The 25,908-nt window shown below is 66.0% G+C and carries 26 protein-coding genes; 14 read left to right on the top strand and 12 right to left on the bottom strand.

What is annotated here, in order from left to right:
• The first annotated feature begins 2 nt into the window (after positions 1-2).
• Genes JQ616_RS14650 through JQ616_RS39785 form a run of 4 tightly spaced genes read left to right on the top strand, consistent with a single transcriptional unit; the run spans position 3 to position 4,165 of the window.
• Complete coding sequence (locus JQ616_RS14650) at positions 3-1,028, top strand: SphA family protein (RefSeq protein WP_212015386.1); 1,026 nt, start codon at positions 3-5, stop codon at positions 1,026-1,028.
• Between the two features lie 22 nt (positions 1,029-1,050).
• On the top strand, positions 1,051-3,153 hold the full coding sequence (locus JQ616_RS14645) for a cache domain-containing protein (RefSeq protein WP_212015385.1): 2,103 nt from the start codon (positions 1,051-1,053) through the stop codon (positions 3,151-3,153).
• A 1-nt stretch (position 3,154) separates the two neighbouring features.
• Positions 3,155-3,889: an ABC transporter substrate-binding protein gene (locus tag JQ616_RS14640; RefSeq protein WP_349629999.1), complete on the top strand. Its 735-nt coding sequence runs from the start codon at positions 3,155-3,157 to the stop codon at positions 3,887-3,889.
• 18 nt (positions 3,890-3,907) lie between these two features.
• Positions 3,908-4,165, top strand: a complete 258-nt coding sequence (locus JQ616_RS39785) for a hypothetical protein (RefSeq protein WP_349629998.1) — start codon at positions 3,908-3,910, stop codon at positions 4,163-4,165.
• Positions 4,166-4,201: 36 nt separating this feature from the next.
• Here the strand turns inward: JQ616_RS39785 and JQ616_RS14635 are convergent, their stop codons facing one another.
• Positions 4,202-4,978 (bottom strand): HpcH/HpaI aldolase family protein, encoded by a 777-nt coding sequence (locus tag JQ616_RS14635; protein ID WP_212015384.1) that lies wholly within the window; start codon positions 4,976-4,978, stop codon positions 4,202-4,204.
• A gap of 60 nt (positions 4,979-5,038) precedes the next feature.
• Complete coding sequence (murI, locus tag JQ616_RS14630; protein ID WP_212015383.1) at positions 5,039-5,836, bottom strand: glutamate racemase; 798 nt, start codon at positions 5,834-5,836, stop codon at positions 5,039-5,041.
• 173 nt (positions 5,837-6,009) lie between these two features.
• Here murI and JQ616_RS14625 point away from each other — a divergent pair, with 173 nt between their 5' ends.
• Together JQ616_RS14625 and JQ616_RS14620 are read left to right on the top strand one after the other, a co-directional pair.
• Positions 6,010-6,573 (top strand): cytochrome b, encoded by a 564-nt coding sequence (locus tag JQ616_RS14625; protein WP_212015381.1) that lies wholly within the window; start codon positions 6,010-6,012, stop codon positions 6,571-6,573.
• 93 nt (positions 6,574-6,666) lie between these two features.
• Positions 6,667-7,692 (top strand): agmatine deiminase family protein, encoded by a 1,026-nt coding sequence (locus tag JQ616_RS14620; RefSeq protein WP_349629997.1) that lies wholly within the window; start codon positions 6,667-6,669, stop codon positions 7,690-7,692.
• A 46-nt stretch (positions 7,693-7,738) separates the two neighbouring features.
• Here JQ616_RS14620 and JQ616_RS14615 read toward each other — a convergent pair whose 3' ends face one another.
• The 3 genes from JQ616_RS14615 to JQ616_RS14605 form a co-directional block, all read right to left on the bottom strand.
• Positions 7,739-8,911 carry a M20 aminoacylase family protein gene (locus JQ616_RS14615; RefSeq protein ID WP_212015379.1) on the bottom strand — a complete coding sequence of 391 codons (1,173 nt, stop codon included), beginning with the start codon at positions 8,909-8,911 and terminating at the stop codon, positions 7,739-7,741.
• A 96-nt stretch (positions 8,912-9,007) separates the two neighbouring features.
• The gene (locus tag JQ616_RS14610; protein WP_212016306.1) at positions 9,008-9,655 is read right to left on the bottom strand and encodes a response regulator; all 648 of its coding nucleotides are present in this window, start codon (positions 9,653-9,655) and stop codon (positions 9,008-9,010) included.
• A 34-nt stretch (positions 9,656-9,689) separates the two neighbouring features.
• Positions 9,690-11,060, bottom strand: a complete 1,371-nt coding sequence (locus tag JQ616_RS14605) for a histidine kinase (RefSeq protein WP_212015378.1) — start codon at positions 11,058-11,060, stop codon at positions 9,690-9,692.
• Between the two features lie 212 nt (positions 11,061-11,272).
• Between JQ616_RS14605 and JQ616_RS14600 the strand changes: the two genes are divergently transcribed.
• From JQ616_RS14600 to JQ616_RS14575, 7 genes are all read left to right on the top strand, one after another.
• Positions 11,273-12,040, top strand: coding sequence for a MotA/TolQ/ExbB proton channel family protein (locus JQ616_RS14600; RefSeq protein WP_212015377.1), 768 nt, complete (start codon positions 11,273-11,275; stop codon positions 12,038-12,040).
• Positions 12,037-12,726, top strand: a complete 690-nt coding sequence (locus tag JQ616_RS14595; RefSeq protein WP_212015376.1) for a hypothetical protein — start codon at positions 12,037-12,039, stop codon at positions 12,724-12,726. The genes JQ616_RS14600 and JQ616_RS14595 overlap by 4 nt, the downstream gene beginning before the upstream one ends.
• Entirely contained in the window at positions 12,719-13,327 is a 609-nt protein-coding gene (locus tag JQ616_RS14590; protein WP_212015375.1) for a hypothetical protein, read from the top strand. Before JQ616_RS14595 ends, JQ616_RS14590 begins: the two co-directional genes overlap by 8 nt.
• 622 nt (positions 13,328-13,949) lie before the next feature.
• Positions 13,950-14,084, top strand: a complete 135-nt coding sequence (locus JQ616_RS39645) for a hypothetical protein (protein ID WP_279705295.1) — start codon at positions 13,950-13,952, stop codon at positions 14,082-14,084.
• On the top strand, positions 14,081-14,674 hold the full coding sequence (locus tag JQ616_RS14585) for a TetR family transcriptional regulator (RefSeq protein WP_212015374.1): 594 nt from the start codon (positions 14,081-14,083) through the stop codon (positions 14,672-14,674). Before JQ616_RS39645 ends, JQ616_RS14585 begins: the two co-directional genes overlap by 4 nt.
• Before the next feature lie 107 nt (positions 14,675-14,781).
• Positions 14,782-15,522 carry a metallophosphoesterase family protein gene (locus JQ616_RS14580; protein ID WP_212015373.1) on the top strand — a complete coding sequence of 247 codons (741 nt, stop codon included), beginning with the start codon at positions 14,782-14,784 and terminating at the stop codon, positions 15,520-15,522.
• A gap of 20 nt (positions 15,523-15,542) precedes the next feature.
• A complete protein-coding gene (locus tag JQ616_RS14575) occupies positions 15,543-16,988 on the top strand; it encodes a serine/threonine protein kinase (protein WP_212016305.1) in 1,446 nt (481 codons plus the stop codon).
• Positions 16,989-17,001: 13 nt separating this feature from the next.
• On the opposite strand, the gene rpe is transcribed toward JQ616_RS14575, so the two are convergent.
• Positions 17,002-17,703 carry a ribulose-phosphate 3-epimerase gene (gene rpe, locus JQ616_RS14570; RefSeq protein WP_212015372.1) on the bottom strand — a complete coding sequence of 234 codons (702 nt, stop codon included), beginning with the start codon at positions 17,701-17,703 and terminating at the stop codon, positions 17,002-17,004.
• Positions 17,704-17,955: 252 nt separating this feature from the next.
• Here rpe and JQ616_RS14565 point away from each other — a divergent pair, with 252 nt between their 5' ends.
• Positions 17,956-18,789 carry an EF-hand domain-containing protein gene (locus tag JQ616_RS14565; RefSeq protein ID WP_212015371.1) on the top strand — a complete coding sequence of 278 codons (834 nt, stop codon included), beginning with the start codon at positions 17,956-17,958 and terminating at the stop codon, positions 18,787-18,789.
• Here JQ616_RS14565 and JQ616_RS14560 read toward each other — a convergent pair.
• The 6 genes from JQ616_RS14560 to livM form a co-directional block, all read right to left on the bottom strand.
• A complete protein-coding gene (locus tag JQ616_RS14560; RefSeq protein WP_212015369.1) occupies positions 18,786-19,781 on the bottom strand; it encodes a P1 family peptidase in 996 nt (331 codons plus the stop codon). The two genes, JQ616_RS14565 and JQ616_RS14560, sit on opposite strands and share 4 nt — an antisense overlap.
• 183 nt (positions 19,782-19,964) lie before the next feature.
• Positions 19,965-21,524, bottom strand: a complete 1,560-nt coding sequence (locus tag JQ616_RS14555) for a GMC family oxidoreductase (RefSeq protein ID WP_212015368.1) — start codon at positions 21,522-21,524, stop codon at positions 19,965-19,967.
• A gap of 229 nt (positions 21,525-21,753) precedes the next feature.
• Complete coding sequence (locus tag JQ616_RS14550; protein WP_212015367.1) at positions 21,754-22,872, bottom strand: branched-chain amino acid ABC transporter substrate-binding protein; 1,119 nt, start codon at positions 22,870-22,872, stop codon at positions 21,754-21,756.
• A 157-nt stretch (positions 22,873-23,029) separates the two neighbouring features.
• Positions 23,030-23,779 carry an ABC transporter ATP-binding protein gene (locus JQ616_RS14545; RefSeq protein ID WP_212015366.1) on the bottom strand — a complete coding sequence of 250 codons (750 nt, stop codon included), beginning with the start codon at positions 23,777-23,779 and terminating at the stop codon, positions 23,030-23,032.
• Positions 23,776-24,609 (bottom strand): ABC transporter ATP-binding protein, encoded by an 834-nt coding sequence (locus JQ616_RS14540; protein ID WP_212015365.1) that lies wholly within the window; start codon positions 24,607-24,609, stop codon positions 23,776-23,778. Before JQ616_RS14540 ends, JQ616_RS14545 begins: the two co-directional genes overlap by 4 nt.
• Positions 24,606-25,874: a high-affinity branched-chain amino acid ABC transporter permease LivM gene (gene livM, locus JQ616_RS14535; protein ID WP_212016303.1), complete on the bottom strand. Its 1,269-nt coding sequence runs from the start codon at positions 25,872-25,874 to the stop codon at positions 24,606-24,608. Before livM ends, JQ616_RS14540 begins: the two co-directional genes overlap by 4 nt.
• Positions 25,875-25,908: the final 34 nt, after the last annotated feature.

Raw genomic sequence — 25,908 nt, 5'->3', positions numbered from 1 at the left:
GGATGAGGATGGTCAGGAATCACAAGCGTGCCGTACTCGGCATAATCAGCGTGCTCGCAGTATCGGCAGTGCCGCGCACGGCGTTGGCCGACGCCGGTGGATTGAGCTTCTGGCTACCCGGCTCGTTCGCCAGCCTGACGGCGGCACCAGCCATGCCGGGCTGGGCGTATGAGACGATCTATATCCACCTGGATCAGAGCGCCAACGCGAGCAAGAATTTCGTCATCGGCAACCGCGTGCCCGGATCGGTGGTGGCCGGTCTCAACGCCCATGCGGACGTTCTCGTGGAGGGCTTCACCTACACCTGGGCGCAGTCGGTGCTGGGCGGACAGGCGGCCATCACCTTCCTCGCCGCGCCCGGAAATATCGGTGTCGGCGTCGACGCGACGCTGACCGGGCCGCGCGGCAACACGCTCTCGGGCACAGCAACCGACAACCGCACGACGGTGTCGGACGTGTTCTATCAGGGCACCCTGAAATGGAATCAGGGCGTCAACAACGAGATGGTCTACATCTTCGGCAACATCCCGAGCGGGACTTACGACAGCAGCCGCCTCGCCAATCTCAGCTTCGGATTCACCGCGATCGACGTCGGCGGCGCCTACACCTATCTCAATCCGGCATCCGGCCAGGAGTTCTCGGTGCTGGCGGGCGTCACCTACAATGGCATGAACAAGGATCTTCAGTACCAGAACGGTATCGATTTCCATGTCGATTGGGGAATGTCGAAGTTCGTCGAAAAGAATGTGCATGTCGGTGTCGCCGGCTACTATTTTCAGCAGATCACCGGCGACAGCGGCGCCGGCGCCAAGCTCGGCGATTTCAAGGGACGTGTCGCCGGCATCGGCCCGCAGGTCGGATTCATCTTTCCGGTCGCCGAGGGCTATCAGGGCTATCTCAACCTGAGAGGCTACAAGGATTTCGCCGCCGAGAATCGTGCGGAGGGGTGGTCCACCTGGGTGACGTTCCAGCTCTCGCCGGCCGCGCCCACCACCACACCGACGAAGCCGATCGTTCGGAAGTATTAGGAGGAGGCGAACGACAAGCCCGATGAGTGACGTGCGTGCGACCCACCGGAGGCCGGTTCGGATCGGCTTCCGCACCTCCATCATCACGGTGTTCATTGCCGCCGTGCTGGTGGTCGGGCTGACGCTGGTCTATCTCAGCTTCCGCCGGGTCTCCTCGATCACGCAGATGGCCGCGAGCACCTTCATCGACAAGGTAGGCCAACTCGGCGCCGACCGCATCGACGCGCAGTTCAAGAATGTCCGCGACAGCCTCGAGATCCTGGCCGGGCTTCCGGCGATCCAGGAGGCCGACATCGCCGACAACACCAGGCTCTACGGTCTGCTGGCCTCGATGCTGCGCAACAATCCGCAGATCTTCAATCTCTATGTCGGCTACGAAGACGGCTCGTTCCTGGAGATGGACGTCATCGATCGCGCCAAGCCGCAATTCCGCAGCAGCCTGAATGTCGATGCCGATGCGGTCTACCGCGTCGTCGTGATCGCCCGCACCGGGCCCGCCGCAGCGGCGCCGGTCACGCTGTTCCTCTCGGAAAACCTGATCCAGGTCTCGGAAGTGGCGGGGCCGGAAAGCTACGACCCGCGGCAGCGTCCCTGGTATGTCGAGGCCTTCAAGGATCGCAAGACGTTGCTCACCGGACCCTATGTCTTCTATGCGACCGGCGAACCCGGCTACACGCTGCGCACGCCGCTGAGGGAGGGCCGCCGCGGGGTAGTCGCCGCCGATCTGCTGCTCAACCGGCTCGAGGAGATGCTGAGCCGGCAGAAGCTCGGCAAATCCGGGCTGGCCTTCCTGTTCAACGACGCCGACCGCATCGTCGGCCATCCCGAGATGCGCGATCTGATGGCCGAGCACAGCGACGCGCTGCCGGGGATCGACGCGATCAAGCTTCCCGGCCTGCCTGCTGCGATCCAGTCCTGGCGAAATGATGGGGGCGCCCAGCAATTCTTCACCGACGGGGATGGAAGGACGCTGGTCGCGGCCTTTCATCGCATCGAGACCGCAGGCCCGGCCAATATCCGCCTCGCGGTGATCGCTCCGCTCGATGAATTCTTTGCCAAGATCATCTCGGAGCGGCGCGCGCTGTTTGCCATCGCGCTCGCGTTCGTGATCGCGATGCTGCCCTTTGCGTTCTGGCTCGGCTCGCTGCTCGCCCGGTCGCTGCGCGAGCTGGCGCGCCAGACCGACGAGATCCAGCACTTCCAGCTTGCCGACCGGCCGCGGTTGCAATCGGCGATCGACGAGATCGACGAGCTGGGCCGTTCGGTGTTCACGATGCGCACCGTGGTGCGCAACTTCTCCAGCTTCATTCCGCAGCCGATCGTGCGTCAGCTGATGGAGTCCGGCGCCTCGCTGCAACTCGGCGGCGTCAGGCGCGAGGTCACGGTGCTCTTCACCGATGTCGCTGACTTCACCGCGAAGACGGAGAAGGCGGATCCGTCGCAGGTCATGATCTTCACCTCGCGCTATTTCGCCGCGATGTCGGAGGCGATCATGCAGCACCATGGCACGATCGATAAATTCATCGGCGACGCCGTGATGGCGCTGTGGAACGCGCCCGATGAGGACCCGGAGCACGTCATTCATGCCTGCGAGGCCGTGCTGGATTGCCTGCACCGCAACGCAGAACTGAACCGGGCGTTCCGGAGCGAGGGCTGGCCGGCCTACGCCACGCGGTTCGGCCTGCATCTTGGGGACGCCGTGGTCGGCAATGTCGGCTCCGCCGACCGCATGAACTACACCGCGCTCGGTGCCACCATCAATCTGGCCTCGCGGCTCGAAGGCCTCAACAAGAATTACGGCACGCAGGTGCTGGTCAGCGCAGCCGTGCGGGTGCGTGCCGAACACAAATTCGCGTTCCGTAGCGTCGACCAGATCCGGCCGAAGGGCTTTGCCGAAGCGATCACGGTCTACGAGCTCTGCGGCGAACGCGGCGATACGGAGCTGTCGTTCTGCGCGCGCTGGGAAGCCGTCTACAATTCGATCCGGTACGCGGAGCCGACCACGGCGTTGCTGCGCATTGCCGATTTCCTCGCCGAATATCCCTGGGATGGCGTCGCGCAATACCACGCCGAACGGCTGCGCAGTGCCGTTCAGCAACCGCTGCTCGATCTCTCGGTGCATTGAGATGCAGGTCGATGCGTCGTCCAGCAAGACCAGTCGGCGGCGTCTGCTCGTCGGAGCCGCGCTGGGGGCTGCCGCGCTCGCTTCACCCGCGATCGCCCGGGAGCGGGTCCGGCTGCGGCTCGGCTATCTCCATGTCGTCGCTGTCGACGGCCAGATTCTCACCGGCCTCGACCGCGGCTCGTTCGACCGGGAAGGGATCGACTTCGACCTGGTCGAGTTCAACACCGGCCTCGAGGTCGTGGAGGCGATGGCGGCCGGCAAGCTCGACGTGCTGTCGGCCGGTGCCGTCATCTCGAGCCTGCTGCCGCGCGGCGGTTACACCGCGTTCCTTGTCAACGATATCGAGATCGCGACCGCTCAGCTCTGGGTGCGGCCCGACAAGGGCGTGCGGACCTTCGCCGATCTTCGCGGCAAGCGCATTGCGACCACCAGGATGAGCACGGCACACATCTTTCTTGACCGCGCGTTGCGCGCCAACGGCCTGGCTCCGACCGATGTCGAGATCGCGAACAGCAACATGTCCGCGGCGGTGAACGCATTCATCGCGGGTGACGTGCCTGCCGTCGCGCTCTGGGTCCCGTTCAATATCGCGGTGCGCGACAAGGCGCCCGGCGCCATCAAGCTGGTGGACGCATCCGCCTACTATCCGCAATCCGCCGTTGTCGGTGGCTGGGTCGCCCGGCAGGCGTATTTTGCCGCCAACCGCGACGTGTTCGGGCGGATCATTCGTGGCTGAGCCGATGCCAACGACCACATGCTTCGCAACGGCAAGGCGGTGGCCGAAGCGTTGCAGAAGAAGCACTATCCGCAGGCGATGGTCGCCGATATCGAGGAGGCGCTCGCAGCGCAGAAGATGTTCTCGTCGCGGGAGTGGAAACGGCTGTATGCCGACGGCAGCGTGGCCAAATGGCTGCAGCAGGTTAGCGACTTCTTCGCGACCGAGGGTCCGGTCGCGGCCGCAACGCCGGCCACGCAATATTTTGATCCGAGCCTCTATCTCGCAACGGTCTAGGTCGCTTGGCTGACCGGCCTGGATGGTTGACGACGCCTACCGCCTGATCCCGGCGAACGCCGCCGCGATACCGCGCTGGAACAGCGACCAGTCGAAGCCGAGCGCGAGCGCGAGGTAGCCGCGGTCGATCATCGCATTGGCTTGGTCTGCGGTGCGCGCAACGCCGCCGATCGGCACGCCGCTCTTCATGATGCCTTGCTCGGCACGCTGCATCAAAGCGACCACCTCGGGATCGTCGGGCAGGCCGCGCTTGTTGATCGAGGTGGCGAGATCGCCGGGGCCGATCACCGCGAGGTCGATGCCGGGCGTTGCCATGATCTCGTCGATCCGGTTCACGGCATCGACATGCTCGATCGTGATCATGCAGATCATGTCGTCGTCGGCGGTCGCCATATAGTCGTTCATCGAGACGCCCCAGCGAAACGGCGCGTGGAACGGGCCCCAGAGCCGGTCGCCCTGCGGCGGGTAGCGCACGCTGCGCACCGCCTTCTCGGCATCGCCGCGGTCGAGGATCATCGGGAAGTTGATGCCGAGCGCGCCGATGTCCATCGGTGCCTTGGCCAGGTGCGGCTCGTTGGCGGCAATCCGCACCATCGGCACACAGGGCGTGCCCGAAGTGGCGACGATCATCGCATGCGCGGTGCCGAGGTCGATCGGGCCGTGCTCGAGATCGACGATGATCCAGTCCAGCGACTGCGCCATGATCTGCACGGTCTGGATGCTCGGTATGGTCGCGATCGCGCCGAAGGTCGGGCGCTTGTCGCGCCATTGTTTTCGCAATCGATTGAGCGGCGTCAGCGGGGCTGCGGTCACGTGCGGTCCTCCTGCGAAGCAAGGACAAAAACTAGCAGCACCGCGTGACTGCGAAAAGCATCAGGCCGGGACGCGGCCACCGAAGAATGGCGTCAGCGCCGCGGTGAGCGCATGCGGCCGCTTCGAGGTGAAGATCATCTCGGCGCCGGCTTCATCGCTCTCCGTGCCCGCAGGGCCGAGCAGATCGGCGACGCGGCGGGCGATCGCGGGCGCCGGATCGATCCAGTCGACCGGCCACGGTGCGAGCCTCGACAGCCGTTCCAGCAGCAGCGGATAATGCGTGCAGGCCAGCACGACGGTGTCGGTGCGGCCGGGGTCATCAGCGCCGTCGCCGACGAAGCAGGGTGCGAGCTCGGCCGCGATATCCTCGTCGCGCACGCTCGTGCCGCTGAGGGCTGCTTCCGCCAGCGAGGCGAGCTCGCCGGAGCCGACCAGCGTCACCTCGCAGCCCTGCGCGAAGTCCGAGATCAGCTTGCGGGTATATTCCCGCTTCACGGTGCCCCTGGTGCCGAGCACCGAGACGCGGCGGGTTTTCGACGAGGCGCAGGCCGGCTTGATCGCCGGCACGGTGCCGACGAAGGGCAGGCGGTAGGCATCGCGCAAATGCGACATGACGAGGGTGGACGCCGTGTTGCAGGCGATCACGACGAGGTCGGGCGCGTGGGCATCGATCAGATCGCCGACCAGCGGCACCACGCGGGCGATGATCTCGTCCTCGCTGTGGTGGCCATAGGGGAAGAAGGCGTCGTCGGCGACGTACACATAGTGTGCGTCGGGCCGGGCGCGGACGATCTCGCGCAGCACGGTGAGGCCGCCAAGGCCGGAATCGAACACGAGGATGGTCGGGGGGGTGGACACGCCGAAATTCTATCCGAAGCAGGGTTACCATTCAGTTGTCTTTGCCTGCCCGGCCTTTGGGGCCGACAAAAGGCGGTGAAGGCGGGAATTTCATATGGCCTTGGCCAATACGTGCAAGTATCACGTGCAAGCTATTGCTGCGACGTGCGAAATCCAAACAGGGCCAATCCACCATGATCCGCAATACCGCCGCGAGCTGGGGCTCGCTCGCCCGCGCCTTCCACTGGGTGCTGGGCATCACCATCATCGGCATGCTGGCCTATGGCTGGTGGATGAACCACATCCCGGCGCGGGCGGACAAGTTCTTCTACCGGTCGATCCACGCCGATATCGGCTATCTGGTGCTGCTGCTGACGGTGCTGCGGCTGCTCTGGCGCAGCGTCAATCCGACCCCGGCGCTGCCGGCCGAGATGCCCGCCTGGCAGCGGATCGCCGCCCGCGTCAACCACGGTGCGCTCTATGCCGTCACCATCCTGGTCGCGATGCTGGGTTGGGCCCATTCCGGCTCGCGCGCCCAGGACTATTCGAGCTTCTTCGGCCTGTTCCACGTGCCGCAGATCACCTCGCCCGACAAGGCGGCGGCGGATGCTTATGAGGGGCGCCACATCTTCTTCGCCTATGTGCTGCTGGCGCTGATCGTGCTGCACCTCGCCGCGGTCGCCTACCACCACTTCGTCAAGCGCGACCGCGTCGCCGCGCGGATGGTCGCGGCAAGCGAGGCCGACGGCACCCGTTAGGCGGGGGCGGGACACTGCAAAAGGGGTCGCCGGCGCGGGAGCAACCGCGCTACCCTGCGAGGAACAGGGGCGGCCGTCCCGGCCGGAACGCGCGTGGACAGTCCTGCACTCGATCAAGCGAACTGGCGGATGCCGGACGAGGGCGCGCCGCATGCCGCGACCTGGATGGCCTTCGGCGCCAGCGCGGCGATCTGGGGCGGCAAGCTGCTTCCGGTGGCGCGGGACAATCTCGCCACCATCGCAAAGACCATCGCGGCCTATGAACGCGTCAACATGCTGGTCCGCGAGGAGGACCGCGAGATTGCCGCGCGGCTGTGCGGCCCCTCGGTCAGCCTCGTCATTCGACCGGTCGATGATATCTGGATGCGCGACACCGGACCGGTGTTCGTGAAGGACCCGTCGGGGCAGCTCGGCGCGGTCGGTTTCAATTTCAACGGCTGGGGCAACAAGCAGCGCCATGCGCTCGATGCCGGGGTCGCGGAATACGTGGCCCGGGCTGCGACGGCGGCGTTCATCAAGGCCCGACTGGTGCTGGAAGGCGGCGGTATCGAAGTCGACGGCGAGGGGACCGCCATCATCACCGAGAGCTGCGTCCTGAACCCAAATCGCAACCCGGATGTGTCAAAGGAGCAATGCGAGGCCGAATTGTCTCGCCTGCTCGGGCTGGAAAAGATCATCTGGCTGCCCGGCATTGCCGGCAAGGACATCACCGACGGGCATACCGACTTCTATGCGCGATTTGCGAGCCCGGGCGTCGTCGTGGCGGGCCTCGAACAGGACACGTCGTCGTTCGATCACGCCGTCACGAAACGGCACCTCGAGATCCTGCGCGGCGCTGTCGATGCGAAGGGCCGGCGTTTGGAGGTCGTGATGCTGCAGGGGCCGTCGACGGTGCGTCCGAAGCACGGCAGCAAGGATTTCGCCGCCGGCTACATCAATTTCTACGTCTGCAACGGTGCCGTCATCACACCGGAGTTCGGCGACGCGACCGCGGACGGTAATGCGCGCGACAAACTGCGCGACCTGTATCCGGACCGGGAAATCATCCAGCTCAACATCGATGGCATCGCCGCCGGTGGCGGCGGCATTCACTGCACCACGCAGCAGCAGCCGCGCTAGTGACGGCCCGGCCGCGAACGGATCGCGGCCGAGCTCGCGGGCGGCGCTAGCCCGCCGGCATCTGCTTCTCGACCAGCCGCACCCAATAGGAGGCGCCGTGGCCGAGGATGTTGTCGTTGAACTTGTAGGCGGGGTGGTGGCACATCGGGCCGTCGCCCATGCCGAGGAAGACGAACGCGCCGGGACGCGCCTCCAGCATGAAGGCAAAATCCTCGGCGCCCATCACCGGCACCAGATTGTCGTTGACGCGGTCGGCGCCGACCACATCGCGGGCGACCTCGGCGGCGACGCCGGCTTCGCGCGCGTGGTTCAGCGTCACCGGATACATCCGTCCATAATCCGTCTCGGCCGATCCGCCATAGGCCTTGGCGATGCTGGAGGCGACCTCGCCGATCCGGCGCTCGACCATATCGCGCACGCCGGGATCCAGCGTGCGCACGGTGCCGCCCAGCGTCACGGTCTCCGGGATCACGTTGAACGCGGCGCCGGCCTCGAACATGGTGATCGAGATCACCGCCGATTTCAGCGGATCGAGATTGCGCGACACGATCGACTGCAGCGCATTGATGATCTGGGCGCCAATCAGGACGCTGTCGATCGCCTCATGCGGCGCGGCGCCGGCGTGGCCGCCCTTGCCGTGTACGGTGATCTTCAGCGTATCCGACGAGGCCAGCATCGGGCCCGGCGTGGTCGCGAAATAGCCCTCGGGCAGGCCGGGCATGTTGTGCAGACCGTAGACCTCTTGGATGCCCCAGCGGGTCATCAGCCCGTCGTCGACCATCGCCTTGCCGCCGGCGCCGCCTTCCTCGGCGGGCTGGAAGATCACGACCGCGGTGCCGTCGAAATTGCGCGTCTCGGTGAGGTATTTCGCGGCGCCCAGCAGCATCGCGGTGTGGCCGTCATGGCCGCAGGCGTGCATCTTGCCGGGGACCTTGGAGGCGTAGGCGACGCCCGAGGCCTCCACGATCGGTAGCGCATCCATGTCGGCGCGCAGCCCGATGGTCTTGCCTGACGTCGATTTGCGGCCGCGGATCACGCCGACCACGCCGGTGCGCCCGATCCCGGTCACCACCTCGTCGCAGCCGAACTCGCGCAGTCTGTCGGCGACGATGCCGGCGGTGCGGTGCACCTCGTAGAGCAGTTCGGGATTCTCGTGGAAGTCATGGCGCCAGGCGGCCATTTCATCCGAGAGGGCGGCAACGCGATTGACGATGGGCATGGGGAGCGTCCGTTTCTTGTGATTGCGCAGGGCGGATCAGCGTAGCGTAACCCGCCCTGATGTCACGCGAAAGGGCACCATTCCGGGTTGCGAGGCTTACAAATTTGCCAGCCCGCATTCGACGGCGAGGCGGACCAGCTGGGCGTCGGTCCGCATGCCGGTCTTGGCCTTGATCAGATAATGGTAGTTCTGAACGGTCTTGGTGCTGAGATTGAGGTTGGCGGCGATCTGCTCCTTGGTGTGGCCGGCCGCGAGCTGCCTCAAAATCTCGATCTCGCGCTCGCCGAGCTGGTCGAGGGCCGATTGGGTCGGCACCAGGCTTTCGAGCGCGAGCACCCGGGCGACGTCGTCGCTCATCGCATGCTCGCCGCGCGCCACCGAGCGGATCGCCGCGATCAATTCGGCCGGTTCGCTGCCTTTGGTGACGAAGCCAGAGGCGCCGGCGCTGAACGCCGCCTTCACCTGGGCCGCCTCGCTGTGCATGCTGAAGACGAGGATGCGGGCATCGGCGTCGCGCGCGCGAATGTTACGGATCGCCTCCAGCCCGCTCGCGCCGGGCATCGAGATGTCCATCACGACCACATCAGGCTGGTGCGATTTGAACGCGCGATAGGCATTGGCGGCGTTGTCGGCCTCGGCGACGACGCGGAAATCGTCCTGATGTTCGAGCACGCGCCGATAGCCTTGGCGGACCACGGGATGGTCGTCCACCAGCAGGATCGAGATGCCCGGAATCTTTGGCATCGTCGTCACGGTTGCCATCCTCGCGGTAGTCATCTCAGGCGGCGAGCGGGATCGTGGCAGCGACGCTGACGCCGCGGCTGGCGCGCGCGATCGACAGCGAGCCGCCGAGCGCGGCGACGCGCTCGCTGACGCCGGTGAGGCCGAAGCCCGCCGATTGCGCCACTTTGGCGGCATCGCCGCCGCCGTCATCCTCGACCCGCACCAGCAGTGCATTCTCGGTTCCGGTCCGCCGCTCGATCCGCAACACGATCTCGCGCGCCGCGCTGTGGCGCAGCGCATTGGTCAGGCACTCCTGCGCGACGCGATAGGCGGTGGCTGCGACCGTGCCGCTGATGTCGGCGAGATCGCCCTGCAAATCGAGCTGGATCATCGGCTGCGCCGTGCGCGATCGCCAGCTGTCGACCAGATCGACCAGGCTGGCCTCCAGCCCGAGCTCCTCGGCCGGCGGATGGCGCAAGCGGTTCAGCGTATCGCGCAGGCAGGCCATGATGCGGCGCGTCGCCTGCGAGATCATGCGTGCATCCTGCGCAATCTCGGTGCCGGCGGCGTATTTGTCGCCGGAACTGGCCTCGATCGTGTTGGCGAAGGCGAGGATCGCGGTGAGGTTCTGGCCGAACTCGTCGTGCAACTCGCGCGCCAGCGTGCGGCGTTCGTCGCTGCGAATTTCCAGCAACCGCCTGGTCAGCACCGTGCGCTCCTCCTCGGCCTGCGCGAGGCGGTCGCCGAGATCACCGACGGCGCGTCCGATCATCGCGAGCTCCATCGAGCGGACGCGCGGCAGCGGGGTCCGGTACTCGCCGTCGGCCATCCGCCGCAGCGCCGAGACGATCGAACGCGCGGGCGCAAGCGTATGTGCGATCGCAAGCGAGGCGAGCAGCGCGATTGCGAGCGCCATCAGCAATGCGACATGGATGTTGTCCAGGATGTGCTGCCAGGCGAGCGCGATCGCAGCGGCCGGATCGGCGGTGGCGCGGACGGTTCCCGCGGTGGCGGCGCGGGCGCTGATCGGCCGCTCGACGGCGGCGTGATCGCCGAGCACCATCTGGACGATGCCGGCGAACCAGCGCGGCGGCGCCTTGCCGATCCCCTTGCTCTGGCCGCACAGCGGCTTCTCGAAGGCGCCGGCCGGTTCGAACTGCACGCAGATTCCGGGTGCGATCAGGCCCATGGTTTCGATGGTGCGCCAGTCCGGCGCCGGCAGCAATTGCTCGCGCATCCGGTTGCTGCGTAGCAGCAATTCGCGCCAGTACAGCGCCTCGAGCGATTGTGACACCCGCTCGGCGGACGCCTCGGTGGCGCGATCGACGCTGCGATAGGCGTCGACCGTGGCCCAGACGGTCGCCGCGCCAAGGCACAGCGCGACGATGACGAGCAGGCGGGCGACCAGTTGAAGCACGAGGCGCATGCGATCACTCCACGGCGATCAGACGAGAGCATGATGCTAACAGCAGCGGTATTCCCCGCCAATCGCAAGCATGCCAAGCTATGCAGGTCGGGAAATTTGCCCGACCAAATCTGGGCAGATGTCTTTGGACGGCGCCGGCCGGCTCTGCTCTAACGGCGGATGGGGCCCGCGCGGAGCCTCATGGAACAGTCGGCACAGGGAGCTCACGCAGCATGGACGCCAAGGTCGAAGCTGCGGCCGCATCGGCCGACACGGATACGGCGGAGCGCAGCGTCCTGCTGCTCTGGATGATCTTCACCGGCCTGTCGATCTTCGCCGCCTTCCTGCTGTGGCGCTACGGGCTGATCCGGCTCATGGTCAGTTCCGACCGCACCTACATTTCCAGCGTCATCGCGGTGCTCTACATTCTCACCTGCGTCCATTGCTTCTGGCGGACGCGCGCGATCGCGCGGGAAGGCGAGGTGGCGCGGTCCTGCCGCGCGATCCTCGCCGCGCCTGACGGCGCCAAGGTTCTTGCATCAGATGCGCGCGGCCTGCCGCGCGGCCTCGTCACCGATCACATCAAGAGCCTGGTGCAGAAGGCTGACGCGCAGGCCAAGGGCCGGATCGACCAGACCCTGCTGCTGCGGACGCTGGCCGATCGCCTGCGCGGGTCCAACGGGTTCGGCGCCTTCGTCTCCGATACGCTGATGAAGCTCGGCCTGCTTGGCACCATCATCGGCTTCATCATCATGCTGGCGCCGATCGCCTCGCTCGATGCCGCCGACAAGGTCGCGATGAAATCCTCGATGGGCCTGATGAGCGACGGCATGGCGGTCGCGATGTATACGACGCTGGCCGGGCTGATCGGATCGATCCTGGTCCGGATCCAGTACTACATGCTGGATTCCGCGACCCAGCGGGTGTTTTCCGATGCCGTGGTGCTGACCGAGACGCATGTCACGCCGGCCCTGGAACATCGCCTCGGAACGACGCCATGATGGACGAGTTCGGGCTCTATCCGCGGGAGGAGCCGTTCGATCCGCTCGGCGTGATGCTGTTCAAGGCGCTGCAGGTGGTCGCGTTCCTGTTCTTCCTCGCGCTGCTGGCGGTATCGCCGGACTCCAAGGAAGGCAAGATCGAATCCAAGGCGGAGTTCATCATCACGATGGACTGGCCGGACAACCATCCCGACGATCTCGACCTGTTCGTGCAGGACCCCGCCGGCAACATTGCCTGGTACCGGCATCGCGAGGCCGGCTTCCTGACGCTCGACCGCGACGATCGCGGCGGCGCCAACGACTTCATCGTGGTCAACGGCAAGAAGATTGCCTCGCCGATCCGCGAGGAGATCGTCACCTTGCGCGGCGTCGTCGCCGGCGAATACACCGTCAACGTCTCGCATTTCCAGGCCACCACCGGCGAGCCGGTGCAGGCCAATGTCAAGGTGCAGAAGCTCAATCCGACGGCGCAGGTGATCTTCGACGACAAGCTGACGGTCGATCACACCGGCGACGAGAAGACCGCGGTGCGGTTTCGTCTCGACGCCGAGGGCAAGGTGATCAACGTCGACCGGCGGCCGAAATCGCTGCTCGAGACCTTCCGCAGCAACTGGCGCAACGGCGCCGACCTCGATCCGAAAACCGGCGTTCCGAGAACCGGCGTCAGGGTGCTCCGCAATGATTAGCTTGCAGTCGGTCATCCTCACCATTGCGGTCGCTTACGCAGTGATCGGTGCGCTGCTGCTGATCGTGCTGGTCTATGCGCGCCTGCACTGGTCGATGAAGGCTGTCGTCATCGTCGTGACCAGCGTCTTCTATTTCGTCAGCTTCGGCGGCATGCGCGGCCTGCTCGGCTGGGCCTCCGCGGAGAAGCTGCCGGCCAACTTCAAGCTGCTGTCCACGCGGATCGTGGAGCCGCATACGTTGGAGGGCGATCCGGGCTCGATCTATCTCTGGGTTGAAGAGCTTGACGAAGACAACCGGCCGAGCGCCGTGCCGCGTGCCTTCCGCATTCCCTACAGCGATGCCATGGCGGAACAGACTCACACGGCCGACAGCGAGATCAAGGCCGGCCACCCGCAGGGCGGGCGGGCGGCGGATTTCGGTGGCGGCGACGGGACCCTCACGGACTTCGTCAGGGAGTACATCACCCCGAAGACGATCGTGGAGACCACCGGCGGCGACTCCACCACGGGGACATTCGTGGCCCCGCCGGCCGGCGCGCAGGGATCGGTCTTCACGCCGCTGCCACCGCCACGGATGCCGCCCAAGGACGAGCAGCAATAGGAGGCCCTGTCCCGCCTGAAGGGTGGCACAAAAATAGGGATCGCCAATAATCAGTCAGCTGAGTGGACAGTAGTCATCCGGAATTCCTCAATCCCCTGAACCGTGTAATCTGGTTCCCAACCGGGGCTAGATTTTATCCCGAAGCCATTTTTCCCGGCAAAGGGGCCGCTGCGTGAGGCGGCCCCTTTCGATTCCGACGTGCCTGTTCCGGGGCCGTAACGCGGCCTCAGAGCACCGTCATGAAGGCGATCGCGAGTACCATCAGCCAGCCGACGATGACCAGCGACACCACCGCGCCCGCGGTGATCTTGGCGATCTCCTTGAAGGTCATTGGACGATCCATGCAGGCCTCTCCCGGGGTAGCTGAAGGGAGACATGGGCACGGACCGGCGGATCGTCCGGCCGCTCACGGAACGGTGTAGCGGGTCGAGCCGCGGGCCCGGTGGGCCGGCCCGACCGCATAGCTGTCATCTCGCAAAGTCTGTCTGACAGATATTGAAATCTGTCAGCGAGATGGTGTATATACTCAGCAGCCCAAAGGGAGGAGGGCGCCCAGCGGCTGTTCAGGCGTTTTGGCCGGGACAACCGGACTTCAATTTGATTACCTCGAAGGACTACCTCCATGACGATAGAAATCTTCCAATTGACCGCCCAGATTCAACAGTGGCTCAATCTTCGCGTCGCCCGCCATTTGGCTGCCCAGGCTGCCAAGTTCACCCGCGGGCAGGACGGCGATAACCAGACGGTAAACGCATGAACGAGGCGGTGGTTTTGACACCCGAGCGGATCCTTGAGGCAACTGAGGATGTCTTGAGGCGCTACGGGCTGACCAAGGCCACCGTTGTCGACGTTGCGCGTGCGCTGGATGTCAGCCACGGCAGCGTCTACCGCCATTTCCCCAGCAAGGCCTCGCTGCGCGACGCAGTCGCCAAACGCTGGCTGGACCGCGCCAACGAGCCGCTGTGCAAGCTCGCAGCGGGCGACGGCCCGGCGCCGGAACGGCTGGAGCAATGGCTGCGCACCGCCTTCACGATCAAGCAGAAGAAGGTCTGCGATGATCCCGAGATGTTCGCGACCTACCTGGCGCTGGCGCAGGGCGCGCGCGAGGTGGTGGAAGCCTACAAGGACAAGCAGGTCGATCTGATCGCAAAGATCCTGTCCGACGGTGTCGCGCAGGGGGAATTCGAGATCGACAACGTCAAGGCGACGGCACGTGCGGTGTTCGATGCGACCGTCCGCTACCATCACCCGGCGCATGCCGAGGAATGGGCCAAGCCCGAATGCCCGTCCCGGATCGACGCGCTGCTGGCGCTGCTGTTGCGGGGCGTGCGGGTGTGCAAGCACTAGCCGAACTTTCTTCCGACATCCTCTGATTGCCTGATGCCTTCGGCCCGATTGCGAGCCGGGGGCCGCGTGTGCTTGATATCGGTCCGGGATCAGTCACGCGGACCACGATGCGGCTTGCAATCTTTGCCGATATTCATGCCAACCGGCAGGCCTTCGCCGCCTGCCTTGATGCTGCGCGCACGCGCGGTGCCGAGCGGCTGATCTGCCTCGGCGACATCGTCGGCTACGGCGCCGATCCCGAATGGGCCGTCGATACGGTGATGGACCTGGTCGGCAAGGGCGCGATTGCGGTGCGCGGCAATCATGACAATGCGATCGGCGTTCCCAGCGACAGCATGAACGCCGATGCGCAGGCTGCCATCGACTGGACCCGCGGCCGGCTCAGCGGCGAGCAGAAGCAGTTCCTCGCCGAGCTCCCGATGTCGCGACAGGAGGACAACAGGCTCTACGTGCACTCCGAGGCTTCGGAGCCCACGAAATGGCGCTATGTTCGCGACACCGCGGACGCCGCCCGTAGCATGATGGCGACCGAATTGCAGATCACCTTCTGCGGCCACATCCATCGCCCCGGCCTCTATTCGATGTCCTCGACCGCGAAGATGACGAGCTTCGTTCCGACCGCGGGCATAGCTGTGCAATTGCTGCCAGGGCGGCGCTGGCTTGCGGTGCTGGGCTCGGTCGGCCAGCCGCGCGACGGCGATCCGGCGGCGTCGTTTGCGATGTTCGACACGGTCAGCCGCGAGATCACCTATCATCGCGTGCCCTACGACGTCGCGACCGCCGCTGCGCGGATCAAGGCCAACGGCCTGCCGCTGTGGCTGGCCGACCGCCTGCCGCTCGGCAGGTGACGCCGGTGGCGGCGCTGACGATGCAGCCTGGCGCCGAACTTGATGGCTTCACCATCGGTGAGCGCGTCCACCGCGGCGGCATGGCGACGCTATGGACCGTCACCCATCCCGGCATCAATGTGCCGCTGTTGATGAAGGTGCCGCTGACCTCGGAGGGCGAGGATCCGGCCGCGATCGTCAGCTTCGAGATGGAGCAGATGATCCTGCCGCGGCTGTCGGGGCCGCACGTGCCGGCCTGTTTCGGCACCGGCGATTTCGAGCGCCAGGCCTATGTGGTGATGGAGCGCATCCAAGGTCAAACGCTCTACAAGCGGCTCGACGACCTGCCGCTGCCGTATGACGAGGTGAGGGTGATCGGCGGAAAGGTCGCGACTGCGCTCGCCAGCCTGCACCGGCAGAACGTCATCCATCACGACATCAAGCCGAGCAGCGTCATGTTCCGCGAGCGCGGCGAGGCTGTGCTGATCGATTACGGCCTCTCGCACCATCAGCATCTGCCCGACCTGCTGCAGGAGGAGTTTCGTCTGCCTTACGGCACCGCGCCATACATGGCGCCGGAGCGCCTGCTCGGCGTGCGCGACGATCCGCGCAGCGATGTGTTTTCGCTCGGCGTGCTGCTGTATTTCTTCACCACCGGCGTCCGCCCGTTCGGCGAGAGCGAGACGCTGCGCGGGATGCGGCGGCGGCTGTGGCGTGATCCCACTCCGCCGCGCGAGCTCAGGCCGGACTATCCGCCGTGGCTGCAGGAGATCGTGCTGCGCTGTCTGGAGATCGATCCGGCCGCGCGCTATCCGACCGCGGCCCAGCTTGCGTTCGATCTCGGCCACCCCGAACAGGTCAAGCTGACGGCGCGGGCGCAGCGGCTCAAGCGCGATCCGCTCATGACCGTCTGGCGCCGCCGCTTCAATCTCGGCGCGGCGCCGCCGCAGCCGAAGTCCAACGTCGCGGTGCAGCTCGCATCGAGTCCGATCGTCGCGGTCGCGCTCGACATCGGCGAGGGCACGGAGGCGCTGAACGAGACCATCCGCACGATCGCTGAGCAGGTGCTGTCGACCTCGCCATCGGCGCGGCTCGCCTGCGTCAACGTGCTGAAGCTCAATCGGCTGGCGATCGACCGTAGCCATGACGAGCAGGGCCAGAACAAGCATGTCGACCGCCTGGTGGCGCTCCAGCATTGGGCGCGGCCGTTCAAGCTTGGCGACAACAGGCTGACCGTACATGTGCTGGAGGCGATCGATCCGGCGGCGGCGATCCTGGAATTCGCCGCGGTCAATCTGGTCGATCACATCATCATCGGCGCGCGGCAGAATTCGATGCGGCGCGCGCTGCTCGGCAGCGTGTCCGCCAAGGTCGCCGCCGAAGCGCCGTGCACGGTGACGGTGGTGCGGCCGTCGCGGCTGATGCCGGCGACGGAGGCGGGCGATGAGGCGGCGAATGCCGCGGTCACGCCGCCCGCAGTATTTTAGCTCCGCCGGATCATCAGATCGCTTCGCCGCGCGCCTCTGCCGCGGCGTGGCGGATCGCGGCGATGTTGGTCTTGTAGGCCTCGACCGTGCCGCCCTTGAACACGGCGGAGCCCGCAACAAAGGCATTGGCGCCGGCGGCGGCGAGCTGGCCCGCGACGTCGGGCGCAACGCCGCCATCGACCTCGATGTCGATCGGCCGGCCTGCGACCATCGCCCTGACGTCGGAGACCTTGCCGATCGCCGAGCGGATGAAGGCCTGGCCGCCGAAGCCGGGATTGACCGACATGACCAGCACGAGGTCGATCAGGTCGAGCACGTATTCGATCGCGCTCGCCGGCGTTGCCGGATTGAGCGAGACGCCGGCCTTCTTGCCGAGCGCACGGATCGCCTGCAGCGAGCGATGCAAATGCGGGCCGGCCTCGGCATGAACTGTGATGTGGTCGCAGCCCGCCTTGGCGAAGGCTTCCAGATAGGGATCGCAGGGCGAGATCATCAGATGGGCGTCGAACACCTTCTTGGTGTGCGGCCGCATCGCCTTGATGACGTCGGGGCCGTAGGAGATGTTGGGGACAAAATGTCCGTCCATCACGTCGAGATGGATCCAGTCGGCGCCGGCCTGGTCGACGGCGCGGACCTCCTCGCCGAGCTTTGAGAAATCCGACGCCAGGATCGACGGAGCGATAACGAGGGGACGCGGGGTGAATGACTGAGTCATGTCAGCAGTTCCGGAAGACGAGCAGGGGGCGACGGGTGACCCCGCCTAACATGCGCAGGCGTGGCGGGCAATGCGAGCGGACCGGACGGCGGGGCCGGAAAATTCTGCCGCCGGCGGCAGCTCTTGCCGGGTACGCGGAACCGGTCTCGATACGTCAAGGCCTGGTTTCATTGGGTTTTTGCCATGGCACGCCGCTTGCTGCGCATTGCCAAGCGTTTGAGCCGCCAGGCGCGGCCCTGTTGGAGTATTGCCATGTTATTTGCAATTGGCGCTGCGTCGTCGGCCATTGATCTCCTGAGCTCGCTGATGTCGTCGAAGTCGACGACCCAGACCGGCAGCTCCAGTCAGGCAAGCCAGTCGAGTGGCCTGTTCGATCTTTCGACCACGGCATCGACCTCGACCGGCAGCAGCACCAGCGCCGGATCGAGCTCGAGCACACCGCAGATCTCGCCGCTGACGATGAGCGCGCTGCTCGATGCGCAAAGCCAGTCGGCTTCGACGGGCACGGGTTCGACAAGCTCAACCCCGACCAGCCGGTCGGCCGCGCTGCAGGACTTGTTCTCGCAGATCGACGCCGACGGCAACGGCCAGATCACCAAGACCGAATTCGAGAACGCGCTCGGCGCCGGCGGCACCAACACCGCGCAGGCTGACGCCGTGTTCGCCAAGCTCGATACCAATGGCGACGGCACTGTCAGCCTCGACGAGATGTCGAAGGGGCTGCAGGGCCACAAGGGCGGCGGCCATCATCATCACATGGCGAGCGGCTCGACCGACGGATCCGGCTCCAGCAGCGGCTCGGGTGGATCGGGCTCCGATCCCTTGATGCAGGCGCTCGACGGCGCCACCTCGACGTCGGTGACCAACAGCGACGGCTCGACCACCACGACGACGACCTATGCCGACGGCTCCAAGGTGGCGATGACGACGCCGGCCTCGGCGTCCAGCACCAGCAGCACGTCCTCGTCTTCGTCCTCCGCCGGCAGCAACGCGACCTCGTCGTATAATTTCATCGAGCAGCTGATCCAGCGCCAATCGCAGGCGATCTCCGCCCAAGCCTCGTCGAGCGTGTCGGTCAGCGCTTAGCCGAACCGGTCCCGCCAGCTCGGCAGCGCGCCGGGGAAGGGCAGCGCGGTCGCTGAATGGACGCCGCGGGCGATCGCGCGCGCCACCGTGTTGGCCGCGATCGCGCCGAGCTTGGTCAACCCGAACAGCGGATCGACCGGCCTGGCGCCGGTCGCGGCGGCAAACACCACATCGCCATCGAGCGGGGCGTGCACCGGATAAATCGCGCGCGCCATGCCGGTCTGCGCGATCATCGCCAGCCGCCGCGCCTGCGGTTTTGTCAGTTGCGCATCCGTCACCACCACGACCAGCGTGGTGTTCTCGGCGGCGGTGGCGTCCGCGCCACCCTTCAGCCGCGGCTTGAGCATGTCCGGTGTGAACGCCGGCGGCAGGCCGCGTCCGCCGAACTCGCTGTCAACCTCGAACGGCGCGGCCCAGAACCACGGGCCGCTGCCGACCGTCACGCTGCCGACCGCGTTGACCACCGCGAGTGCCGCGACCTTGATGCCGTCGTCGGTCACATCAGACGCCGAGCCGAGGCCGCCCTTCAGATTGGCCGTGGTGGCGCCCATGCCGGCGCCGACGCTGCCGAGCGCGAAGTCATCGGCCGCCGCATTCGCCGCCGCGTAGCCGAGGTCGCGATAGGGCGGGAAGCGTCCCCACGCCTTGTTGCCGCCGTTGAGCAGGTCGAAGCAGATCGCGCCGGGCACGATCGGGATCACCGCGTCGCGAATGCGAAAGCCGCGACCACGCTCGGCGAGCCAGGCCTGCACGCCGCCGGCCGCGTCGAGCCCGAGCGCGGAGCCGCCGGACAGCGTGATGGCGTCGATCGCCTCGACGACATTGTGCGGCGACAGCAACGCATCCTCGCGGGTGCCGGGCCCGCCGCCGCGCACATCGATCGAGGCCACCGCCGGCCGCTCGAACAGGATGGCGGTGACGCCGGAGGCGATCACCGCGTCGTCGGCATGGCCGACGCTGACGCCGGCAATATCGGTGAGAAGGTTTTTCACGATCGAGTCCATCCGCCTGCTGTCCGATCGATCCGGTATAGCAGCTGCGGCGGGCGCGGCTAGAGCATGATCCGGAAAAGTGCGAAGCGGTTTTCCGAAAGATCATGCCAAAACAAGAATCCAAAGCGCGATGACGATTCAACTCAATCTCATCGTGCTCTGGAGGCGCGCTAATGGCTTGGCCTATGACCTCATCATCCGGGCGATGGCTTCGCCAATCACGACCGTGGTGAAGTGCGTATTGGCCCGGCAATCGGACGGCATGATCGATGCGTCGGCGACCCGCAGGCCGCCGATGCCCTTCACCGTGCCGTCGGGATTGACTACACCCGTGGGATCGTCGGCGCCGGCCATCCGGCAGCTGCCGGCTGCATGCTGGATGTCGCCGGTCTCGCGTCGCAACACCGCTTCGAGCTCGGCCGTCGGCAAGGCTGCCGCGGCCGGCAGGGTCAGCTCGGTATCGCCGAGGCGGATCCAGTCCGAGATGCCGGCCAGTGCCGGCTGCGTGGCGAGGACCGCGAACCGCTTCACCGCATCGACCATGCGCAGCATATCGCGCGGATCGGCCAGCATGTTCTCCTCGACGATCGGATCGATCGTCGGATCGGGCGAAGCCAGTTTCAGCTGTCCGCGCGAATAGGCGTTGAACAGTCCTGCGCCGATCGCGCCGGGATTTCCGATGCCGCGATGGTTGAACCCGATCATGATCATGTCGCGCTTGCCGCCGTCGGCGAGACCGGATGAGTAGGTCACGCAGCAATTGGTGTGACGCGTATCCGGATCGGTGGGCCGCAGCTCCTCGCGCAGCTGGATCGTCATGCGAAACAGCGGATGGTCGAAGAAATTGCGGCCGACCGGCAGGTCACGCTCGACCGCGATCCCCATCGCTTGCAGCTCGGCCGCAGGGCCGATGCCCGATCGGAGCAGGATCGCGGGGCTGTGGATGGCGCCGCCGCACAACACGATCTCACGCGCATCGATCTCGGCGGTGCCCTGGCCGTCGATATGGACACGGACGCCGGTCGCCTTGCCGTCGCGGATGATGACCCGGTCGACCAGCGCCTTGCCTCGAATCTCGAGATTGGCGCGGCCACGCGCCGGCTCGAGATAGCCTTCGTTGGTCGTGATACGACGGCTGTTGCGGCTGTTGATCGGATAGCAGGCGACGCCTTCGCCATCCGGACCGTTGACATCGGTGCACCACGGATAGCCGCTGGCGAGAGCTGCATCGCGCAGGCCGCGATCGATCGGCCCCCATGTCTCCAGCGGCGCGCGATAGACCGGCAGCGGACCGCCGCGGCCATGTCCCTTGGCGTCGCCGAATTCCTCGTCGTCCTCGATCACCGAGAACAGCGGCATGATCTCGCGTGCGGACCAGCCGTTGCAGCCGAGCGCGGCCCATTCGTCGAAGGCATCCGCGACGCCGCGAATTGCGATCTGGCCGTTCATCATCGAGCTGCCGCCCAGCCCCTTGCCGCGCCAGTAGAAGCGCGGCTCCTGTCCCGCGATGCGGCGCGTCAGGAGGTCGGGCCACTGCCATTTCTCCTGGAATTCGCGCTTGTGAATGATCGGAATCGGATTGGGCGTCCGGATTTCCCAGGGGGCTTCGTCCGCACGCCAGTCGAGGCCCGCTTCCAGCAGCAGCACCCGCCGCTTTCGATCCTCGGACAACCGGGCGGCAATGGCCGCGCCGGCCGAGCCGCCGCCGACGACGATCACATCGTAAGTGGTATCAGGTGACATGACTTCAAACCTTAGCTTCAAATCTTGCTGCGTCGGAAAGTCCGGATAACGACATCAGATCGCATTCCGGACATCTCCAGTGTTTTTCGTTTCATCGCACGGCGCGGGCGTCGGCTCGTTCCGGACAGCCGCCCGCGTCGATCAGAATCATGTGGGTTAGCAGCCCAGAAAAAACGCCCCGGCGGACCGGGGCGTTTTGCCGTCTCTGGTCGGATCAGACGCGTGCGGCTCAGGAGCCCTTCGGATTGATCTCGGTGTAGTTACCCTTGGCGTCCCACTTGTAGACGACATAGTCGATTGCCTTGATGTCGCCCTTGGCGTCGAAGGCCATCTTGCCGAGCACGGTGTCCCACTCGCCGGCCTTGATGGTGTCCATCACCTTCTTGGCGTCGGTCGAGCCGGCCTTGGCGACGGCCTGGGTCCACACTTGCATCGCGGCGTAGGTGTAGAGCGTGTAGCCTTCGGGGTCGATGTTCTTGCTCTTGAACTTCTCGACGATCGCCTTCGCGGTCGGCTTGTTGCGCGGATCGGGACCGAAGGTGAACAGCGTGCCTTCGGCGGCCGGGCCGGTGATCGAGGCGAACTCCTTGTCGTTCATGGCGTCGCCCGCCATCAACACGGTCTGCAGGCCCTGGTCGCGCATCTGGCGCAGGATCAGGCCGGCTTCCTGGTGGTAGCCGCCGACATAGACCAGGTCGATGTTGTCGCGCTTCAGGCGCGAGACGATCGAGTTGAAGTCCTTGTCGCCCTTGTTGTAGGACTCGAACATCTTCTCCTGGAAGCCGGCCTTGTTCAGCGCCTTCTTGGTCTCGTCGGCGAGACCTTTGCCGTAGGTGGTCTTGTCGTTCAGGATGGCGACGTTCTTGCCCTTGAAGTTCTTCATGATGTAGTCGGCGGCGACCAGGCCCTGCTGGTCGTCACGGCCGCAGACGCGCGCCACGTTCCAGAGCTTGCGCTCGGTGAACAGCGGGTTGGTCGAGGCCGGGGTGATCTGCAGCACGTTGGCGTCGGCATAGGCCTCGGAGGCCGGGATCGACGACGACGAGCAGAAATGGCCGGCGACGAACGGGATCTTCGACGAGCCGATCTTCTCGGCGATCGAGCGCGCCTGCTTCGGATCGCAGGCGTCGTCGTCGGATTCCAGCACGAGCTTCTTGCCGAGCACGCCGCCGGCGGCGTTGATGTCAGCGACCGCCTGCTCGGCGCCGTTCTTCATCTGCCGGCCGAAAGCGGATTCGGAGCCCGTCATCGGGCCCGCGACTGCGATCGTGATATCTTGCGCGAACGCGCTCGCCGACAATGCGAACGAAGCGCCCAATGCCAGGCCGATCAGCTTCAGTGATTTCATGAGACGTCCCTCGTGGTCGTTGCCTCTTGCGGAAGGGCCCGGCATCCCGGGCCCCAAAACCGCCGGCATATTCGGCTGATTTCGCAGCGAAGTCACCGGCAATTTTCAGGCAAATCGACGCTACATCTTGCTAGCGGCGGCGGCACGAAACGTGCAGCTAACCGTGGCGGCCGCCTTCCAGATAGGCGGCGCGGATTTCCGGGCGCTGCAGCAATTCGCCGCCGGTTCCGGTCAGCGTGATCAGGCCGTTGACCATGACATAGCCGCGATGGGCAAGCTTCAGCGCATGGTTGGCGTTCTGCTCGACGATCAAGACGGTGAGGCCGTCCTGCCGGTTCAGCGTGCGGATGGCGTCGAAGATCTGCCGGGCGATCAGCGGCGCCAGCCCGAGCGACGGCTCGTCCAGCATCAACAGCCGCGGCCGGCTCATCAGTGCGCGGCCGATCGCCAGCATCTGCTGCTCGCCGCCCGACAGCGTGCCGCCGCGTTGCGCGATGCGCTCCTTCAACCGTGGAAACAGCGCGAACACGCGCTCCAGCCCGGCTTCGCGCTCGGCGTCCGTGCATTCGGTCGCATCGGCGCCCATCTGCAGGTTCTCCGCGACGCTCATGCGCGGAAAGATCCGGCGGCCCTCGGGCGATTGCGCGATGCGCAGCCGCGCGATCTCGTGGGTCGGCACGCCGGTGATGTCGTGGCCGTCATATTCGATGGTGCCGGCGCGGGCGCGCGGCCGACCGAAGATCGTCATCATCAGCGTCGACTTGCCGGCGCCGTTGGCGCCGATCAGGGCGACGATCTCGCCGGCATTGATCTCGATGTCGACACCCTTCAGCGCCTCGATCTTGCCATACGCCGCACGCACGCCGCGCACCGCGAGCAGGGGTGTGGTCGCCGGTGCCGCGCTCACGTGCCGCTCTCCATCACGGCGATCGCCTCTTCCTCGTCGGCGCCGAGATAGGCCGCGATCACCTTGGGGTCGTCGCGCACCGCCTGCGGCGTGCCTTCGGCGATCTTGACGCCGTAGTCCATGACCACGACGTGATCGGAAATCTCCATCACGACCGACATGTCGTGCTCGATCAAGAGGATCGATGTGCCCTGTTCGTTGCGGATCGACAGCAAGAGCTCGTTGAGCCCGCCGCTCTCGCGCGCGTTCAGTCCGGCCGCCGGCTCGTCGAGGCAGAGCAGGGCGGGTTCGGTGCACATCGCGCGCGCGATCTCGAGCCTGCGCTGGTCGCCATAGGGCAGGTTGCCCGCGGCATCGTCGGCGCGATCGAGCAGGCCGACGCGGTCGAGCCAGGCTCGCGCCAGATCGATCGCGCGCTTTTCGGCCTCGCGCCAGGACGGCAGGCCGAGCAGCCCCAGCACGGTCAGGCCCGAGGCGCGCATCAACGCGTTGTGCTGGGCCACCATCAGGTTTTCCAGCGCTGTCATGCCGGGAAACAGCCGGATGTTCTGGAAGGTGCGCGCCACCTTGGCCTGCTTGGAGATGCGGAAATCGTTCAACCGCTCGAGCTGGATGCTGCGGCCGTCGTCATGGCTGAGGCGGATCGCGCCGCCGCTGGGCCGGTAGAAGCCAGTGATGCAGTTGAACACCGTGGTCTTGCCGGCGCCGTTCGGCCCGATCAGCGCGGTGATCTTGCGCCGCTCGGCGCTGAAGGAGAGCTCGTTGACCGCGACGATGCCACCGAAGCGCATCATCAGGCGGTCGACGCTGAGAATGGGATCGCCGCTCATCCGTGGCCCTCCTTGACGAGGTCGGACGAGATCGACTGGTTGCGCTCCAGATACACGGTCGGCGCGCGATGGCCGATCAGCCCGCGCGGCCGCCAGATCATCAACAGCACCATGGCGATGCCGAACACCAGCATGCGGTACTGATCGAAGCCGCGGAACAGTTCGAAGCCGCCGATCATGGCGAGCGCGGAGAGTGCTACGCCAAGCTGCGAGCCCATGCCGCCGAGCACGACGATCGCGAGCACCAGCGCCGATTCCTGGAAGGTGAAGGATTCCGGGCTGATGAAGCCCTGCCTTGTGGCAAAGAACGCACCGGCGAAACCGCCGAACATCGCACCGGTCGCGAACGCCGTCAGCTTGGTGGTCGTGGTGTTGATGCCGAGCGCGCGGCAGGCGACCTCATCCTCGCGCAGCGCCTCCCAGGCGCGGCCGATCGGCAACCGCCTGAGCCGGATCGTCACCCAATTGGTGAGCAGCGCCATCGCCAGGATCAGATAGAACAGGAACACCAGGCGATGGGTCGGCGAGAACTCGATGCCGAGCCTGGCGGCGAGCCCGTTGTCGCTGTTGTCGAGCGGAATGCCGAACATGGTCGGGCGCGGAATGCCCGAGACGCCGTTGGGGCCGCCGGTCAGGCTCTGCCAGTTGATGATGACGAGGCGGATGATCTCGCCGAAGGCGAGCGTCACGATCGCCAGATAGTCGCCGCGCAGCCGCAGCACCGGGAATCCGAGCAGCACGCCCCAGAACGCCGCCAGGATACCGGCGAGCGGCAGGCAGACCCAGAACGACAATCCGAAATTGGTCGCCAGCAGCGCGTAGGAATAGGCGCCGACCGCATAGAAGGCGACATAGCCGAGGTCGAGCAGGCCGGCGAGGCCGACCACGACGTTCAGGCCCCAGCCCAGCATCACATAGGTCAGGACCAGGATCGACAAATCGAGAATGTAGCGCTGGTCGTAGAAGATCACGGGCACCAGGACGGCGAACACCAGGAGCGCCGGCGCCAGCCAGCGACCGGCGAACGAGATCGCTGACTGCACCGGCTTCGGCACGATGCTGTCCTTGTCGACCGGGCCCCACCATTGCCGAAGCAGCTCGACGATGATGCTGCCGCCGAACACGGTGCCGACGAGGGCTGCGAGATCGCCGAACCGGGTCCAGTAGATCAGGCCGCCTTGCGGTCCGGCCTCGGTGCGGACGCCGATCATCAGCGAGAACAGCACCAGCGCGACGAGGGCGCTGATCAGGGCTTTCTTGACAATGAAGGCGCTGCCCGAGGGCTGCGCGGCGTGCGAG

Source organism: Bradyrhizobium tropiciagri (genome assembly GCF_018130545.1).
In the GTDB taxonomy this organism is placed as follows: Bacteria; Pseudomonadota; Alphaproteobacteria; order Rhizobiales; family Xanthobacteraceae; genus Bradyrhizobium; species Bradyrhizobium tropiciagri_A.
The sequence above is the reverse complement of the archived record's forward strand: the minus strand, read 5'-3'. Positions and strand labels throughout refer to the sequence as shown.